We start from the raw sequence: 17,462 nt of genomic DNA on the forward strand, positions 1-17,462 counted from the left end.
TTCATGAAGAAAACGTTTACTGCATTTACATTAATGTCATCAATTTTAGTTGGCATGTTTACAACAACGCAAGCAGAAGAAGTCCCATTAGATAAAGTAGCAGCCATAGTTAACTCTGGTGTGGTACTTGAATCTGAAGTGCAGGACTTACTTAAAAATATAAAATCAAATGCCCAAAAAAACGATCAAAGCTTACCCTCTGATCGCGCATTGCGTACTCAAGTTATCGATAAGCTTATTAACGATAGCCTTATCGTTCAATTGGGAGAAAGGATGGGCGTACAAATTAGTGATGCCCAACTTGATAGCACCATTACCAATATGGCTAAAGAGAATAACCTCACATTAGAGCAATTTCGTGATGCATTAGTCAGTGATGGCCTAGATTACGAAAAATATCGCGAAAATGTCCGTACAGAACTAATTTCTGGTGAAGTTCGTCGAGCAAATGTTAGAAGACGTATTTATATTTCACCTCAGGAAGTGGCCAACTTGCTGACCGAAATGAAAGAGCAAACAAGCGAAGACGTAGAATACAATTTAGGTCATATTCTAATTGAGTTTCCAGCTGAGCCAACACAAGACGACATGAATGCCGCGAAAACACGCGCAGAAAAAGTTATCGAATTACTGAATAACGGTTCTGACTTTGCAAAGATTGCGATTGCCTCTTCTGGTGATGCAAATGCATTAGAAGGTGGCGAACTAGGCTGGCGCAATATTAATGAACTACCAACATTGTTCTCTGAAATTATCGACGGAAAAGAAAAAGGCACAATATTAGGACCAATTCGTACTGGTTTAGGTTTTAGCATTGTTAAAATTCTTGATATTCGAGGCCGAGAAGTCGTTGAAGTTGAAGAGGTTAAAGCACGCCATATCTTGATTAAACCTTCAATCATTCTAAGTGAAGCGAAAGCAGAGGCGACTTTACAAGGGTTTTTAGACCAAATTAACGCCGGTGAAGCAGATTTCGCTGAGTTAGCAAAAGAGCACTCTGAAGGTCCTACTTCTGTACGTGGAGGTGACTTAGGTTGGGCTGACCCAAATTCTTACGACCCAGCATTTAGAGATGCATTGGCAACGTTAAAAGAAGGTGAATACCATAAACCTTTCCGCTCTTCATTCGGTTGGCATTTAACTCAACTAACTGAGCGCAGAATGCTAGATGCGACAAAGCAGATGAACGAAAACCGAGCTTACCAACTGTTATTCAATCGTAAGTTTGGTATGGAAAGTGCCCGCTGGATCAAAGAAACTCGTGATGAAGCTTATATTGAAATATTCGAGCAGGACATTAAGTAATGGTTAAACGCATTGCTATCACACCAGGCGAACCTGCTGGCATTGGTCCAGACTTAGTTATCGCACTTGCGCAGCAAGACTGGCCTGTGCAACTGGTCATTGTCGGTTGCCCTAAATTAATGGCAGATCGCGCTAAACAGCTCGGCATGCCATTAATATTGTCCGAATTCGATAGTAATGAAGAGCCAATCGCTCAAAAATCTGGCACTTTAACAATTAAGTCAATGCCAACCGATACTGACGTCACACCTGGCTTATTAGATGCTAACAATGGTGCCTATGTCGTTGAAACGCTAAGAGTCGCCAGTGAGATGAACATGTCGGGCGAGTTTGATGCGATTGTCACTGGTCCGGTTCATAAAGGATTGATTAACAAGGCAGGCATTGCTTTTAGTGGTCATACTGAATACTTCGCTCATCAAGCAAACTGCTCTGACGTAGTTATGATGTTAGCAACACCAGGGTTACGTGTAGCGTTAGTCACTACTCACATACCATTAGCCTACGTATCCAAAGCGATTACGCACGAACGGCTACAAAGAGTCACTCGTATACTAAACCAAGATCTTAAAGAAAAGTTTGGTATCGAATCGCCGAAGATTTATGCCTGCGGCATAAATCCTCATGCCGGTGAAGATGGTCACTTAGGTCGAGAAGAAATTGAGGTAATGAATCCCGCTTTTGAAGAGCTGCGCAATGAAGGTATTAACCTGATTGGGCCGTTACCTGCAGATACTATTTTCCAAGAAAAATACTTACAAGACGCCGATGCAATTCTTGCTATGTACCATGACCAAGGTCTTCCAGTATTAAAATATAAAGGTTTTGGTTCTTCAGTCAATATTACCCTTGGCCTACCATTTATTAGAACATCAGTAGATCACGGCACTGCACTTGAACTAGCAGGAAAAAACAAGGCTGACACAGGTAGCTTTATTGAAGCATTAAATACCGCAATAGATTTGGCACAAAATCAATCATGAGTAAAAACACCCATTTAGGCCATCAAGCGAAAAAGCGATTTGGCCAAAATTTCTTACATAATGACGCAATCATTAGTCGCATTGTCGATGCAATTAACCCAGAGCCTGGCGAAAATCTTATCGAAATTGGCCCTGGTTTAGGCGCATTGACTGAACCCGTTGTCGACCGTGCTGGAGATATTTCAGTCGTTGAGCTAGATCGCGATTTAGCCGAACGTTTAAGGCATCATCCTTTTTTGGCTAAGCATTTAACGATCCATGAAATAGATGCGTTAAAGTTTGATTTTGGCAGCCTAGCAATGCCAGATAAACCGCTTAGAATTTTTGGTAATCTGCCATATAACATATCAACACCGTTAATTTTCCATTTGCTGTCGTTTAAAGCGCACGTTCAAGACATGCACTTTATGCTGCAAAAAGAAGTCGTTGATCGTATGGCTGCAGGCCCAGATTCAAAAACTTATGGTCGTTTATCAATCATGACCCAATACCAATGCCAAGTAGTTCCGGTTATGACGATAGGTCCTGAAGCATTTCAGCCTCCACCAAAAGTTGACTCAGCAATTGTTAGACTTATTCCACATAAACAAATCGACAATCCAGTAAATAATTTAGAAACATTGAATAAGGTTTGTTTAACGGCGTTTAACCAGCGACGCAAAACTATTCGCAATAGTTTTAAGAAAATGATATCAGCTGAAGCATTGGAATCTCTAGGTCTAACACCGACCTTAAGACCAGAAAATTTAACCATAGATAATTACATCGCTGTAGCAAACTATGTCGATGAAAATCCATTAAGTTAAATTTTATGACTAATAGTGAACAATCAGCATTAAGCGTTAATGTTAAAACTCAATATTTGCCTGAACAATCAAATCAAGCAGATAATCAATTTGTCTTCAGCTATACCATTACCATCACCAATAATAGTGAGGTAAGTGCTAAACTTTTAAGGCGGCGCTGGGTAATTACAGACTCTAATGGCGACGAGTCGATTGTTGAAGGTGAAGGCGTGATTGGTCAGCAACCTGTGATTAAGCCAGGAAATAAATACACTTATACCAGCGGCTCAGTGTTTAATACGCCAGTTGGTACAATGCATGGCCACTATCAAATGATAGACAACAACCAAAATACTTTTTGGGTGGATATTCCTGTTTTTAGACTTGCCCTACCCAATATTTTAAATTAATCATGGCTCTGTATTTAGTTGGCGATATCCAAGGATGTTATAACGAACTAGATGCATTGCTGTGCAAAGTAAAGTTTTCACCCAAAGAAGATCTGCTGTGGATAGCAGGAGATTTGGTAGCTCGAGGACCAGATTCATTATCAACGTTAGAATTTGTAAAATCTTTAGGTCATAGTGCCAATTTCGTATTGGGTAACCACGACCTGCATTTATTAGCTATAGAAGCAGGTATAAAAAAAGCTAAAAATTCAGATAAACTAACCAGCTTATTAAATTCACCTAATTTTAGCCAACTTGTAGATTGGCTAGCTTTGCATCCTTTGCTGCTCAAAGTGCCCAATGACAATGCTTATATGTCTCACGCCGGGCTATCCCCTCAATGGTCAATTAAACATGCAGTTAAACAAGCAGAGTTTGCTCATAAGAAAATTGCTGGTAGAAAGCGTGAAAAATGGCTTTCCATCATGTATGGCGAGCAACCTAATGACTGGCAATTAGTCGAAACAAAAGAACAACGATTTCGCTATACGGTCAATGCTTTTACCCGTATGCGCTATTGCTACCCAGACGGAACGTTGGACTTTAGCTGCAAAGACCAGCCCAAAAATGCGCCAAGCGCACTGAAACCTTGGTTTGAATTAGCAAAATTGCAAAAGGCTAAATGGGTTTTTGGTCATTGGGCTGCATTAATGGGTGAATGCTCTCGCAAAAATGTGTACGCACTCGATACCGGTTGCGTATGGGGAGGACACTTAACAATGCTACGTTGGGAAGACAAAAAAATATTTACTGAAATTTCACATGAAATTGACAGTTAATTGACAGTCTTCAAAATAAAGGTGGCACTGTTTCGTATCTTTCTAATGAAAAAGATTTTTCCCTTGTTATAATGATGAATTGTAACTAAATTTATATTAAATTCAGTCGATAGAATAGCTAGATAAAAATAATTTAAGTCGAATGTCTTAATAGAATTTCAACATATTTCGTCAACTCCAAAATGGTGGTGTCTATGAATTTAACCGTAGCGGTAAAGATTATTGGTGGCTTTACAATCATTGCAATATTGCTTGTTATTACCAGTATTTCTTCATTGTTAAATCTAAATACAGTTCACAACTCAACAACTGAAGTAAGTGAATTGGCGATACCTACGCTAGCGGGTAGTAATCAGTTAACCGTTGAGTTAACTCAAATGGGTAACTTAGCGCTACGTGGCTACTATCAAGAAGAACTAGAACCTTTAGCCAATACTAAGCAAGCGTTTGAACAAGATAACGTTCAATTTAGTGATGCACTTAAAAAGTTAAAAAGCGTTGTACAGAACGAAAGCGCACTAATTGGCAACTTACGTCAAATCGACGGCGTTTATGAAACGTTTAACAAAGACGTGATGGATGTATTTAATAATCGTCAAATCAGTATTGAACAACGCACTGCCTTAAGCGATGGTGTCGATTCATTAGAAGAGATTGCCGATGACGCAGCAACTTTACTGCTTGATTTAGCTGATCACGACTTAGCTGACACTAAATTACAGCGTGCGGTCGACATGGGCGAACTTATTGAAACGTCACTAAACGGCATTGTAAGCTCTGCATTTGAATACAGAGACGCATTAGCACCAGCGACGGTTGATTTAATTTCAAGAGAAATCACCAATGCTTATACTGAACTTGACAGAAATATGAGTGAAGTATTAATCGAACTGAACAATGCAGAAGCAGAAGACGAGTCTTCCGAGTTAGGTAGCTCTTTCGAACAAATTAAAGCACTAGTTGGTGAAAGTGGCAGCATATTCGCAGCAAAAGCATCACAGCTTAACGCATTAGCCCAGGCAACGACTTCATTAGCTGCAGCAGAAAAAGATATTAACACTGCTAGCGAAATATTAGCTAAGCAAATCAAACTAGCAAACGATACTACTGACGCGAAAAACCAAGAAGTTCAAGACTCTGTTAGTGGCGGTAACACGCAAACCATCATCATCTTGATTATTTCTATCGTTGCAGCAGTAGCTATTACACGAATTACTTTAATCAGTATCACACGTCCATTAGCACGCGTTAACGACATGTTGAACATCGTTGCTTCAGGTGACTTATCTCGTAAGTTAGATGACAGTGGCAAAGATGAATTTGCACAATTATCTCGCAACTGTAATTCATTAATAGATAGTTTACGTAACCTAATCCAAGGTATTGTTAGCCGTTCTACACAACTGGCAGCCGCCGCTGAAGAAACCTCAGCAGTAACAGCACAAAGTACAACAGCAATTGAAGAGCAGCGTAGTCAGGTTGAACAAGCAGCATCTGCAACAACAGAAATGAGCAGCACATCACAAAGTGTACTTTCAAGTGCAAATGATGCGCTTGGCGAAATTAAGCAAGCTGATGACGAAGCAGAACGTGTGAAAGCGATTTCGAGCAAAAACCGTGAAACAATTCAACTATTAGCTCACGAAGTAGAGTCGGCGTCTCAAGTAATAAATAAACTGCAACAAGATAGTGCGTCTATTGGCGGCATCTTAGATGTTATCCGAGGCATCGCGGAACAAACCAACTTACTAGCACTTAATGCTGCAATCGAAGCCGCACGTGCCGGCGAACAAGGTCGTGGATTCGCGGTTGTTGCTGACGAAGTTCGTACCCTTGCAAGTAGAACACAAGAGTCTACTCAAGAAATTCAAAACATGATTGAAGTATTACAAACTGGTGCAGAAAAAGCAGTATCGGTTATGGATACTGGTAAGTCACAAGCAGCAAACTGTGTTGAGCAAAGTGAAAATGCAGATAAAGCATTAGAAACTATTACTCACGCGGTACATGAAGCCTTTGACCGCAGCTCGCAAATTGCGACTGCTGCCGAAGAACAAAGTGTTGTTGCTCATGAGATTAGTGAAAACTTAGAATCTATAGTAACAATTGCCGAGCAAACTACTGCCGGCTCTCAACAAACTGCTACGTCAAGTAGCGAAGTTGCACGATTATCAGAAGAACTACAACAATCTGTTCAAGAATTTAAAATGTAACTTGTTAATAACCGTTGACTTTGAAAAGCTCCCTTTTAGGGGGCTTTTTTTTATCAAAATTAAGCAAAAATTGGCTGTCTTTATTTGTGACTCTACCTGTTAGCTAACGTATCGTTTTCATGTTTCTTACTTATAGCTAATCGCCTCTTCATACCTTCTTTTAATTACTAAGCACTTGAACTAGGTTAGGTTCTGACAGATATATACACAAGACCGACCCAGACATTTACCGCTATAATTTGACAGTTTTTAGCGATAAGTGCTTCTATAAGCTTATTTGCCTAACTTACCAATTACTATTTCATGGCTATGCTTTTGGTTAAGCTTTGATTTATTAACGAAGCCAGAATTCAATATAAGTACATTAAAAGCATCTGAGTCGAAGACTAAATTACCTCCGAAATGGGAGGTAATTTGGGGTAATCCATAAAAAACGCCAGCAATTTTAGCTGGCGTTTTCTATAAACTTTTAAAGTTTATTAATAGTAACTGCTCGTTAGAAGCTACCACGAATACCTACCGTGATATTTCTACCAGGCAGTGGAGCATCATTTTTCAAGAAAGATGAATGTACGCGTGCATCTTCGTCAGTTAGGTTACTACCTTTAACAAATATTGTGGTATCAGCGCCAAAGCCCGACAAGTAATAATTAAAGTGAGCATCTACCATTGTATAACCATCTGTTTCCGTTTCGTAATCGGCAATATCATCCTGATCAAAGTAATGGCTAACTGAAAGCTCCGCTGCATAATTTTCTGCTTGGTAATTAACTTGTGTACCAACGCGCATTGGCGGGATACGCGGTAGGTTTCCACCGTCAGATAGTTCAGCACGAATATAATCGGTAAATACCGTTGTTTTTAGTGCGTTTGATACTTGATAAACAAACTCAGCTTCAACACCGTACATATCAACGTCAGCTTGACGATAAATAAACACCGGTAAACCTTCTTCCTCATGCTCATCATGCTCTTCTTCATGTTCATCGTGTTCTTCTTCGCCATGATCATGACCATCTGCCATAAAGAAGTCTGTTTCTTGCTGGTAATAGTAGTCTTCAACATGGTTGTAGAAAGCACTAACGATAAAACCGAAGTCACCTTCAAACTTACGCCATGTAATGTCTAGGTTATAAGATGTTTCTAATTCGACATCTTGATCACCAACATCAATATCAGCGTGATCGTCGTGTTCATGCAATTCGTATAATGCACCTACTTCAAACGTATTTGTACCAATGTGTGGACCATTAGCGAAAAGCTCTGCCGCAGATGGTGCACGCTGTGAGAATGAAGCAGAAAAGCCTAGGTTGTAACCAGGTTGATAATCCCAGACTAACCCAGCTGATACACTAACAGGAGTGAAGTCTTGTTTTACAAGTTCATGATGTTCTTCGTCATGCTCTTCTTCATGCTCGTCGTGTTCATCATGTTCATCATGTTCATCATGTTCATCGTCATGATGCTCTTCAGCCACACCATTAGGATCTAACTCTACATATTCAATGCGAGCCCCCAGTTGAAGTAACAAGTCATCACTAAGATGCTTCTCTTCTAACCAAGCAAATGCAAACGATGACGTATCAGAAGGTGGTGTAAATGCTTCTTCACCTAGCGCTTCAAAATCACTATTTTTGTAATGTAATGTCCAAGCACCATTCCAACCATTCCACTCTTGATGATATAAATCTGCACGAGCTTCTAAACTTTCGTTTTTAAATGTTGTACCTACTTCACCGCCTTCAATTTCTTGGTGCTTGTAGTCGGTATAAGCAAATTTTGTTGCTAGGCGGCTTAAAAACTCATCTTCAAAATTTAAGTCACTGATCATTTGGAAGCGATCTTGCTCTAGATCCGCATAAACATTTTCCTCATGATCTTCTTCTTCATGCTCTTCATGTTCATCATGTTCTTCTTCACCATGATGACCATGACCTGGAATACCGTATTCACGATCTAAACGACCGTATGAAAAACCAATAAAGCCATTATCTAATAAGTAGCTTGCGCCTATCGTAAAACCTGAAGATTTAGAGGCACTATTTGCTAACGTGCCTTTTTCACCTTCATGCTCTTCGTGTACTTCGTCATGATCGTCATGTTCTTCTTCGTGTTCATCATGATGCTCATCTTCCAATGTTGCATAACCTGGAATATCGTAATCATTTGACTCACGCCAGAAGCCATCTAAATGCAATGCAAATTGCTCTGAACCCGTATTTAAAGCAAATGATGCTTCATTTTCATCAGCAACACTGTTGTGCTGTGCTAGATAATCAAATGTCGTATCACTAGAAGTAGGTACACGGTCATCAACGATATTCACTACACCGCCAATAGCACCGCTACCATAGAATAATGTTGCAGGCCCACGAAGTACTTCTATTTGAGTTGCCGTAGCTGTTTCGGTTGCCACCACATGATCACCACCAACACGTGATACATCACCAACATCTAATCCATTTTGGCTAACTAATACACGAGGACCATCCATGCCACGAATAATAGGGCTACTTGAAACAGGGCCGTAGTAACTTGAATGCACACCGACTTCATTTTTTAGCGTTTCACCAAGAGTTGAAGCTTGCTTCATTCTTAGTTCGTCAGCCGTTAATACATTTACTGGCAGTGCGGACTCAATAGTTGAAGTATGCAGAGGCGTTGCATGCACATCAATAATTTCCATTACCGTTGGTGCAAGAGTAATGTTTAATCCACTCACATCTTTTTCGGTAATTGTAATTTTTTGATTGTAATGTGCGAAGTTACTGGCACTAACGTGTAATTCTGCATCACCTTTATTGACATTGATGATTTCAAACTGACCATTTTTATCAGTAAAAACATGTGTTTTTTCTTTATCGATATGTACTTCTGCATTGACAATAGGCTTGCCTGAAGCATCTGTTATTTTGCCGCTAATATTTTGCGCCAATACGTTAGTAGTAAAAGTAGAAGCGATCGCTACAGCGATCATTGCTTTATTATATTGCATGAATAAATCCTAAAAATTTCAATTTGTTGCCTTGTCTTAAAGGCGATAGAAAACGAGAGAAAAATTTAGAAAGGTGGCGCCCTTAATAATGGGCGAATAAAACTAACAAACTGGTTTGCAACAAGTGTTTCAGCGAGCACTTTTACACGAGAAACGTGCTGACAATATGGTGCAACAACTTCTACATCGTCTAGGTTGTCGAGCACGTTATAACAAAGATGACATTCAAGTTCTATCTCAGGCTGAGATATTATTTCACTGTGCGCGGTATGAGAAACAAGCGCAAACAGCCATATAGCTAATAGTATTAGGCCATATTGATTAAACTTTGTGCTGTTTGAGTGTAAACTTAAATTCATAACGGCGTGATAATATAACACTCACAATAACGATTCAATGACACAAGGTTACTTAATTGCACATTTTCTTGTAGGCTAGTGAATATAAATATCTTTTATCAAACGCTTGTTCACCATAAAGGAACATATAATGAACTTCTATCCGCTTTACCTTCCTATGGCAATTATCATGCTATTAACCGTATTAGTTTGGCTTTATATGTACACAAAGCGTTTATCCTATGTAATGAAGCATCAAATTCATGCAGATAAATTACATGCACCAGAAAAAGTAACCGAGCTATTGCCAGAGTCAGTTAATGCAGCCTCTAATAATTTAAAAAATCTTTTTGAAATGCCTGTGTTGTTTTACATCACAGTCTTAATAGCGGCACAAGTGCCTGATTACAGTATTGTTAGCAATATTGCCGCATGGAGTTTTGTCTTCTTCCGTGTTATTCATTCTGTGGTTCATTGTATTAATGGACGAGTGATGCCAAGGTTTATTTGCTACGTTTTGTCTTGTATAGCGCTGTTTGCCTTAATGGGTAATGTCTTTTTTCAGCTCTTTAGCAGTTAAGTCAAAGCCATAACTCGCCAATATTTGATGATACTTGCCTGATTGCTTTAATTTTATTAAGCACAGGTCCATATCACCTAGAAATTTGGTGGGTGATTTAATATGTTTGCTTTTTTTAGATACGGTAAGAAAGTAGTTTTTTGTAGTTACCGTATAGTCTAGTACCGTAACTTGTTCACTTAAGCCCATTACTTTTGAATACCAATATAAAGTGGATTTAGAGTTAGGTAAAATATCAAATTGGCGGGGTTGTGCAGTTAGTTGAGCAAGCATTGTTTCTACAGAATAACCTTCTCGTACTTTGTTAACTTTCCTGCTCTGTTCAATAATGGACAAAATTTCAGGAGTATGTGACAAACCTGACAGATGACCAATAATTAACGATTGAATATCCGCTATTTTATTAATCTGAATACCGCTGCCTTGTTTAACAGCAAAACCATACTCACTGCTAAAAATGGGCTCTTTGCCGTAATAAACAAATGATTCTCGATCGGCTTTATGAGAATAAACCGTTAGATCTATATCACCTGATTTCATGTAACCATGAGTTCGCTGTATAGGTAGTGATTTAAATTGGCTTGGGTAATTTAATTGAGTAAGGCATTCTGTAATTAATTCTTTGCCTAAGCCAATAGCTCCCCCATTAGTTTTAGGCATAAAATATGGCGGCCAGTTAATGTCATTAATAATGATGGTCTCTTTATCGGTGCCACCAGTATTACCATAGGCTAAGCCGGCAAAACATAACAATAGATACAGCAACCGTTTGAACTTCACGTAATAACTACCCTCTTTTACTCACTTTAACTATAAGCAAGTATCAAAAAACCACCAAACATTTAACATAAAAAAGCCGAACATTAATTGTCCGGCTAATTCATTGTTACTTATAAAAATTTACCAATATTGCTTTAACGCTTCTAGCGCCTTAAGCTGTGGTTCGACTGTCGCAATATCACCTACTACTACTAACGTCATTTTTTCAGCGGTTAAGTACTTTGTCACCATTGCTGATATTTGCTCTGGTGTCGCATCGAAGACCTTAGCAACGTATTGCTTTAGGTATTGATCTGATAAACCGTGAAGCGCTAGAAAGGATAACTGATTGATAATGGCACTACGAGATGAATTACTTAACACAAAGATGCCCGACATATAATTTTTAATGCCATCTAATTCTTCTTTTCCTGGAGGCTCTTTAGCTAATAAACGAATCTCTTCAAATATCTCATAAAGGGAGGCTCCTGTAGATTCCGCTGTAACATCAGCCCCTTGATACCATAATCCTGTTCCTACCCGATTAACCACTCTTGAGCGCGGAGAGTATGTATAACCTTTATCTTCTCGAATATTGCTCGTAATTCGACTCGAAAAGGCACCGCCAAGCAAGGTGTTCATCATGGCCATTTCTAAATAGTCTTCATGCTCCGGTCCAAAAGTAGCAAGCCCTAGACGTATAGTAGACTGTGGCGCATCAGGGCGATCTATTAACTTAACTTTAGGGCCAGACTGGGTCAGAACAGTATGTTGCTTGCGTGCTTCACCCATTTTCCATTGAGCAAATGCTTGCTCAATGGCTGCAGAAACTTTCTTTTGATCAAAAACACCAGAAATGTATAGGTGACTTCTATTTGGCACTAGATTTGTTTGAATAAACTGTTCAACGTCTTTTGACTCTATACCTGCTAGTGAAGACTCACTTGGATATAGCTGACCATATGGGTGGTTACCAAAAATTTCTTTATAGAAAGCTTCATTGGCAATAGGTCCTGGTCGTGACATCGATACTTTCAACTGCCGTTGGCGATCAGTTTTAATGCGCTCCAAATCTTGCTCTGCCATTCTGGAATTTAACACCATATCAGCAATAACATCGACGGCATCACCAGAAAACTCACTCAGTACATCCATACCTAACCAGCTCGCATCCATACCGACAGAGGTTTGAATCTGCCCGCCCATACTGGCAACAGCTTCTGCTAACTCTTTCGCGGACTGAGCTTCAGTACCCTGACGTAACATCTCAAAACTTAAATCTGATAGCCAGATTTTATTACCATCATCAACATTTCCAGTGTTGGTAATTAAACGCACGGTCGCTTTAGGCGTCGCTCCATAAGGGATAAAGGTGACCTTCATTCCATTAGGAAGACTCATATGATGAGTTTCAGGTACTGTAAAGTTACCCGGCTGCTTACCAATTGGCGGCTGTTCTTTAGCAATTGTTTGACTAGCGCTAATAACAGCTAAAGAGAGCAATAGTGATTTAACTAACTTCATTATTCTTCTCCTTTATCAGCTGCACCAGCTTTTGTTGCCGGATCGTCGCCAGGTGTTACCGTTAAAATAGTACGATTTGTCGCTCTTAAATACTCCTTGGCGGTTTTGACAATAAGTTCAGGTGTCACTTGTTTAAAGTTAGCTTCGAGCTCATTTATTTTCGATGGCTTATCATCAAATAATGCAAAGCTTGCTAATAAATCTGCTCGGCCAAAGCCATAAAAACCATCAATCGCATCAAACATGCTCGAACGTATTTTGACTATTGCTCTTTGCATTTCCTCTTGGGTAAGAGGTTTTTCAGTGAACTTACTTATCACAGAGTCTAGTGCAGCTTTAATCTCATCACGACTGACATTGTCATCATGGGTAAATGAACTCATCCATAACATCGGGCCGTTATAATTAAACATATTGCCTAACAAATAATTAATGCCACCACCTATATCACCAGTTATCTGTTTGTTTTTCACCAACTCTTGATACAGTAAGCTGTCTTCACCTTGTACCAAAATTTGGTCGATTATGCCCATTGCGTAATATTCAGGGGTATCGCGCTCAGGCATTTTATAAGCAAAAGCGTAGGCTGGTTTCGGCGCCAACTTATCGAACTTGTTAAAAACCTGCTCTTTCTCTTGTCTAAGCTCAGTTAAATCAGGTTGAGGTGCTATCTCTGCCGAAGGTATTTTGGAAAAATACGTTTCCACCATAGCCTTGGCCTCAATAGTGTCTATATCACCAACAACAACTAAAGCGGCATTGTTAGGTGCGTAATACATATTAAAAAATGCATCAACATCATCTAAATTTGCTGCATCTAAGTCTTTTAAATCACCATAAAAATTGTGAGCGTTATACCAGTTGCTATAAGCGTATTGAGGCATATCCAACCATGGAAACCCGCCATACGGCTGATTTAATACATTAACTTTAACTTCGTTTTTCACCACACCTTGTTGATTCGTTAAACTTTCTTGGGTGATCGCTAAGCCTTTCATTCGGTCAGCTTCTGCCCATAAAAATGTTTCAAGCTTATGGGCGGGAACAATCTCAAAATAATTAGTAAAGTCAAAACGTGTTGAGCCGTTATTAAAGCCACCACTACCCGTAGTTAATTTATCAAATTCGCCTTTAGGCAAGTTCGCTGAACCTTGGAACATCATGTGCTCAAATAAATGAGCAAAACCAGTTCGGTTTTTAGGTTCATTACGAAAACCAATATTGTAATAAACCGCAATAACCACAGTTGGTGCCGTAGCATCTTTAGATAACACAACTTTCAGGCCGTTATCCAAAGTAAAATATTCAATTGGAACGTTATAATTGACAACAGGGGAAACATTGTCTGCCTTCGCAGCTAATTGTTCGGCAATAGGGGTTACCTCATCGCTTGCTTGTTCACTTGCCGGTGAACCTGGTTGACCACAGCCGACCAATAAAACTGAGATAATACTCGCCGCCAAAAGTGACGTTTTTTTCATGATTTTCCCTTTCTATTATTATTTATCAGTATACTTTTTAACAAAGCTTAGCATGCGCTTTGTCGATAAATTGGTCAATAGTTGGGAAATAATTTGAAACGGTTTGCTCACTCGTTAAACAAACCGTTGAATATCATAGGGTATTACAACTCAAAAAAGTCACTGAACACTTTATAAAGTTCAGTACCTTGATTAACGCTAGCAGAAGCAAAATGAAGGATTGGGATCACTTCTTTATCAAGCGAAATGTAATGTAATGCATCACCATCACCATAGTTATCCATTCTTAAGATGCGTGCCAACGGCTCACCTGCAGGTAAAGGTTTACCAAATGCAGCCAAGTAATCCACCATCCCCCCCATTGGCGAATAAAATGCTTTATAGTCTGCTAGGTAACATGCATACCGAGTCATTACGTCCGGAACAAAATCGCCACCTGCAATCACCCCTTTATGCTGAAGGTAAGTTAGAATACTTTTTGCATCGACTAAGGCTACATCCAAATCAATTTGCTCTTGTGACCCTAACTCAACAGTAAAACTTTCTTTATCTAAGAGTAACTTCCTGCCTTTATCTGCAAAAGCCTCAGTTAACGACCACCATGGGCAAAACGTAGCTTCATCGAGCGCTCCGTCAAACTCATTTGGAATAAGTAAAGTATGTTCAATGTTAAAGAAGCTAGCACTCTCTTTCGCATACTCTGGACAATACAAATGTTTACTCGAAATAGGGCCGGTGTGTAAATCCAGTACAATATCAGCTTGATGAGCTAACTTTTGTAGTTGATAAGCAATACGCTGACCTGTCGTTAAACCAAAAATATTATGATCAAGCTGCTCTGTAATATCATCGAGAAGCGCTTGTTTGAAAACAGCTTCAATATCACTTGCAGGTGCGTCAAGGTATTGCTCAACAATTGGCGATATAAGTTCAGGGTTATTGTGATACATGCGATTCCAGTTCACCCCAGTAATAGGATCAAAACGCCCCAAGGTATATTCACCGTTTTTGTGATTACAACCAACCGGGTTTGCATAAGGCACTAAGGTAATATCACCAAGTATTTTCAAGTCACGCAATTGTTCCAACAATTGATAAATTACCGCATTACCTTGTACTTCTGCACCATGCATATTGGCTTGAATATAAACACTTTGTGCATTTGACTTGCCTTTAAAACGATACACAGGGACGGTAAGTTTGGCACCACTAGCCATTTCACCAACATGCATTACATCTTTAGTTAGTTGATAATCTGCCATATTCATTCTATCTGTCACTACCCTATACTATTGAAGATACCACGAGGCAGGTTGTGCCGCTCGAACTTCAATTAACTCATTATTCCGATACACATATTCAGCCGCTATTTCATGACACAAAAACAGTGGCATGCTTTCGGTAAACCCATAAGCACCGGCAAAACTGAAAATAACCTGATCACCAACATCGACATCATTTGGCAACGGTAAATTGCCTAGGCTATCCATACTGGTACAAAGCGGCCCATGTAAATAGAAGTCACATGTATCTGCACTTGAATTTCGCAGTAACGCCGCTGGAAAAGGTTGGTCTGTAATAGCAGGTCGTAGCAAATGATTAATACCCGCTGAAAGTATCAACTGTTGTTCACCAAAGTTTGTTTTTCTATCAACGACTTTAGTGACGTAATAACCGCATTCAGCCACAGCATAGCGACCCAATTCTAGCCACAATTCTTGTACTCCGGCTTCTGCTTTAATTTTTGCCAAATCTGCCATTGCTGTTTGCCAGTCTATTTGATTGCCAGTTCCTTCATAATCAACACCCAAGCCGCCACCTAAGTCCAGTACGTGTAAATCGAAGCCAACTTGCTTAGCTAGAGCTGCCAAAGGAGGCACCATTTGCGACCAGAGCTCAAACATTTTGTTATTACAGAGCATATTTCCCCATTGAAAAATATGTAGCCCACAAAAATTAACAGATGGAAACTGATTAGCTGTAATAGATGACCACTCCTGAGTGCCTAAGCCAAATGGTGTAAGTGAGTTGCCACCTAACGGGTTTTTTTCTCCATCAGGCCAACTCAGTTGCACACGCAGCAGTGCATCAGGCCTCTTCCCTTGTTCTTTCGCCGCCTCTTCCAACCAAGTTAATTGGTTAATGCTTTCCAGTACAAAAGTATTAACACCTTGCCTTAAAAAATCACTAATTTGCGTTTTTGATTTAGCAGGCCCAGTATTGAGAACTCTTTTTGAATCAATTCCTTGAGATATAACTTGCGCTAGTTCACCGCGACTGGCTACATCAAAATTAATCCCTTGTTGAGCAATCGTTTGAATGATTTTTGATAACGGATTAGCCTTTACTGCGTACCAAAGCTTAACGACATCTTGCTGCTGAAGCTTTGTTAAATGTTCAGCTAAGTGTTCAAGATCATAAACAAAATAGCCTTGCTCCGACTCACCACCTTGATGACTCATCAGCCTTTGCTTCAAATTATTACTTGGCGGACGAAATGTCATTAGCGTAATACCGATTCCAATTCCAATGAAGCATCGCTTTGTTCGTCTCGATATTTAACAATCAAAGCACAGGCCATATTAAGGCCTTGTATACGTGCCCAGTCACTTTCTATTGGTCGAGTACCAGGAATGACAACGGCTCTCTCGGGAATTGGCTCTCCTTTTTCCAGTCGACGGTTATTAACCAAATCAAAAATTGGCACCGAAGCTGATAATGAAACACCTGGTGCTAATACTGCACCTTTTTTAATAACTATACCCTCAACAACAACCACGCCTGCACCTAAAAATGCATCATCTTCAATGATGACTGGACTAGCGCCTACCGGCTCTAATACACCACCGATTTGCACCGCTGCAGAAAGGTGGACATTTTCACCAATTTGCGCACATGAACCTACTAAAGCATGACTATCAACCATAGTGCCCTTTCCAACATAGGCACCTACATTGATATATGCTGGCGGCATAATAACTACACCCGGAGCAACATAGGCGCCTGCGCGAACAGAAGAGCCGCCTGGCACCAATCGTACGGCATCATCACGAGTAAACTCGCGAGCAGGTAAATTATGTTTATCAACAAACCCTTGGTAAATGCCTCCAAACTCTTCATTCTCTCCAGCTTTAAACGCCGCTAAAATTGCTTGTTTAGCATCTACATTCGCATGCCAATTGCCTTGTTCATCTTGATTTGCTGCGCGTACTTCACCACGCTCTAATTTTTGTAAAGTTTCTTGCCAATTCATTCTGTTAACACCTAAAAA

General features: G+C 39.8%; 15 protein-coding genes. 7 read left to right on the forward strand and 8 right to left on the reverse strand.

The features are described 5' to 3' along the window. Positions 1-3 precede the first annotated feature (3 nt). The 6 genes from surA (at position 4) to HII17_RS01970 (ending at position 6,514) form a co-directional block, all read left to right on the forward strand. Entirely contained in the window at positions 4-1,305 is a 1,302-nt protein-coding gene (surA, locus tag HII17_RS01945) for a peptidylprolyl isomerase SurA (protein ID WP_169073632.1), read from the forward strand. Beyond that, positions 1,305-2,288 carry a 4-hydroxythreonine-4-phosphate dehydrogenase PdxA gene (pdxA, locus tag HII17_RS01950; protein ID WP_169073633.1) on the forward strand — a complete coding sequence of 328 codons (984 nt, stop codon included), beginning with the start codon at positions 1,305-1,307 and terminating at the stop codon, positions 2,286-2,288. The genes surA and pdxA overlap by 1 nt, the downstream gene beginning before the upstream one ends. Next, on the forward strand, positions 2,285-3,094 hold the full coding sequence (rsmA, locus tag HII17_RS01955; protein WP_169073634.1) for a 16S rRNA (adenine(1518)-N(6)/adenine(1519)-N(6))-dimethyltransferase RsmA: 810 nt from the start codon (positions 2,285-2,287) through the stop codon (positions 3,092-3,094). Before pdxA ends, rsmA begins: the two co-directional genes overlap by 4 nt. A gap of 5 nt (positions 3,095-3,099) precedes the next feature. Further along, positions 3,100-3,483 (forward strand): Co2+/Mg2+ efflux protein ApaG, encoded by a 384-nt coding sequence (gene apaG, locus HII17_RS01960; protein ID WP_169073635.1) that lies wholly within the window; start codon positions 3,100-3,102, stop codon positions 3,481-3,483. Between the two features lie 2 nt (positions 3,484-3,485). After that, positions 3,486-4,301: a symmetrical bis(5'-nucleosyl)-tetraphosphatase gene (locus tag HII17_RS01965; RefSeq protein ID WP_169073636.1), complete on the forward strand. Its 816-nt coding sequence runs from the start codon at positions 3,486-3,488 to the stop codon at positions 4,299-4,301. 194 nt (positions 4,302-4,495) lie between these two features. Next, positions 4,496-6,514 (forward strand): methyl-accepting chemotaxis protein, encoded by a 2,019-nt coding sequence (locus tag HII17_RS01970; protein ID WP_169073637.1) that lies wholly within the window; start codon positions 4,496-4,498, stop codon positions 6,512-6,514. 496 nt (positions 6,515-7,010) lie between these two features. Here the strand turns inward: HII17_RS01970 and HII17_RS01975 are convergent, their stop codons facing one another. Beyond that, complete coding sequence (locus tag HII17_RS01975; RefSeq protein WP_169073638.1) at positions 7,011-9,509, reverse strand: TonB-dependent receptor; 2,499 nt, start codon at positions 9,507-9,509, stop codon at positions 7,011-7,013. A 65-nt stretch (positions 9,510-9,574) separates the two neighbouring features. Next, positions 9,575-9,868, reverse strand: coding sequence for a hypothetical protein (locus HII17_RS01980; protein ID WP_169073639.1), 294 nt, complete (start codon positions 9,866-9,868; stop codon positions 9,575-9,577). A 130-nt stretch (positions 9,869-9,998) separates the two neighbouring features. On the opposite strand from HII17_RS01980, the gene HII17_RS01985 reads away from it, so the two are divergent. Further along, on the forward strand, positions 9,999-10,427 hold the full coding sequence (locus HII17_RS01985) for an MAPEG family protein (protein ID WP_169073640.1): 429 nt from the start codon (positions 9,999-10,001) through the stop codon (positions 10,425-10,427). Here the strand turns inward: HII17_RS01985 and HII17_RS01990 are convergent. The 6 genes from HII17_RS01990 to HII17_RS02015 all read right to left on the reverse strand — a co-directional run bounded on the left by HII17_RS01990 (position 10,389) and on the right by HII17_RS02015 (position 17,444). Further along, complete coding sequence (locus HII17_RS01990; protein WP_169073641.1) at positions 10,389-11,207, reverse strand: substrate-binding periplasmic protein; 819 nt, start codon at positions 11,205-11,207, stop codon at positions 10,389-10,391. The genes HII17_RS01985 and HII17_RS01990 overlap by 39 nt on opposite strands. Before the next feature lie 120 nt (positions 11,208-11,327). Continuing rightward, positions 11,328-12,710, reverse strand: a complete 1,383-nt coding sequence (locus HII17_RS01995; RefSeq protein ID WP_169073642.1) for a M16 family metallopeptidase — start codon at positions 12,708-12,710, stop codon at positions 11,328-11,330. After that, the gene (locus tag HII17_RS02000) at positions 12,710-14,191 is read right to left on the reverse strand and encodes a M16 family metallopeptidase (protein WP_169073643.1); all 1,482 of its coding nucleotides are present in this window, start codon (positions 14,189-14,191) and stop codon (positions 12,710-12,712) included. The genes HII17_RS01995 and HII17_RS02000 overlap by 1 nt, the downstream gene beginning before the upstream one ends. 143 nt (positions 14,192-14,334) lie before the next feature. Beyond that, positions 14,335-15,453 (reverse strand): succinylglutamate desuccinylase/aspartoacylase family protein, encoded by a 1,119-nt coding sequence (locus tag HII17_RS02005; protein WP_408033871.1) that lies wholly within the window; start codon positions 15,451-15,453, stop codon positions 14,335-14,337. Between the two features lie 27 nt (positions 15,454-15,480). Beyond that, on the reverse strand, positions 15,481-16,695 hold the full coding sequence (locus tag HII17_RS02010; protein ID WP_169073644.1) for a PLP-dependent decarboxylase: 1,215 nt from the start codon (positions 16,693-16,695) through the stop codon (positions 15,481-15,483). Beyond that, on the reverse strand, positions 16,695-17,444 hold the full coding sequence (locus HII17_RS02015) for a 2,3,4,5-tetrahydropyridine-2,6-dicarboxylate N-succinyltransferase (RefSeq protein ID WP_169073645.1): 750 nt from the start codon (positions 17,442-17,444) through the stop codon (positions 16,695-16,697). Before HII17_RS02015 ends, HII17_RS02010 begins: the two co-directional genes overlap by 1 nt. Positions 17,445-17,462: the final 18 nt, after the last annotated feature.

It is taken from the genome of Thalassotalea algicola, from assembly GCF_012932965.1.
In the GTDB taxonomy this organism is placed as follows: domain Bacteria; phylum Pseudomonadota; class Gammaproteobacteria; order Enterobacterales; family Alteromonadaceae; genus Thalassotalea_F; species Thalassotalea_F algicola.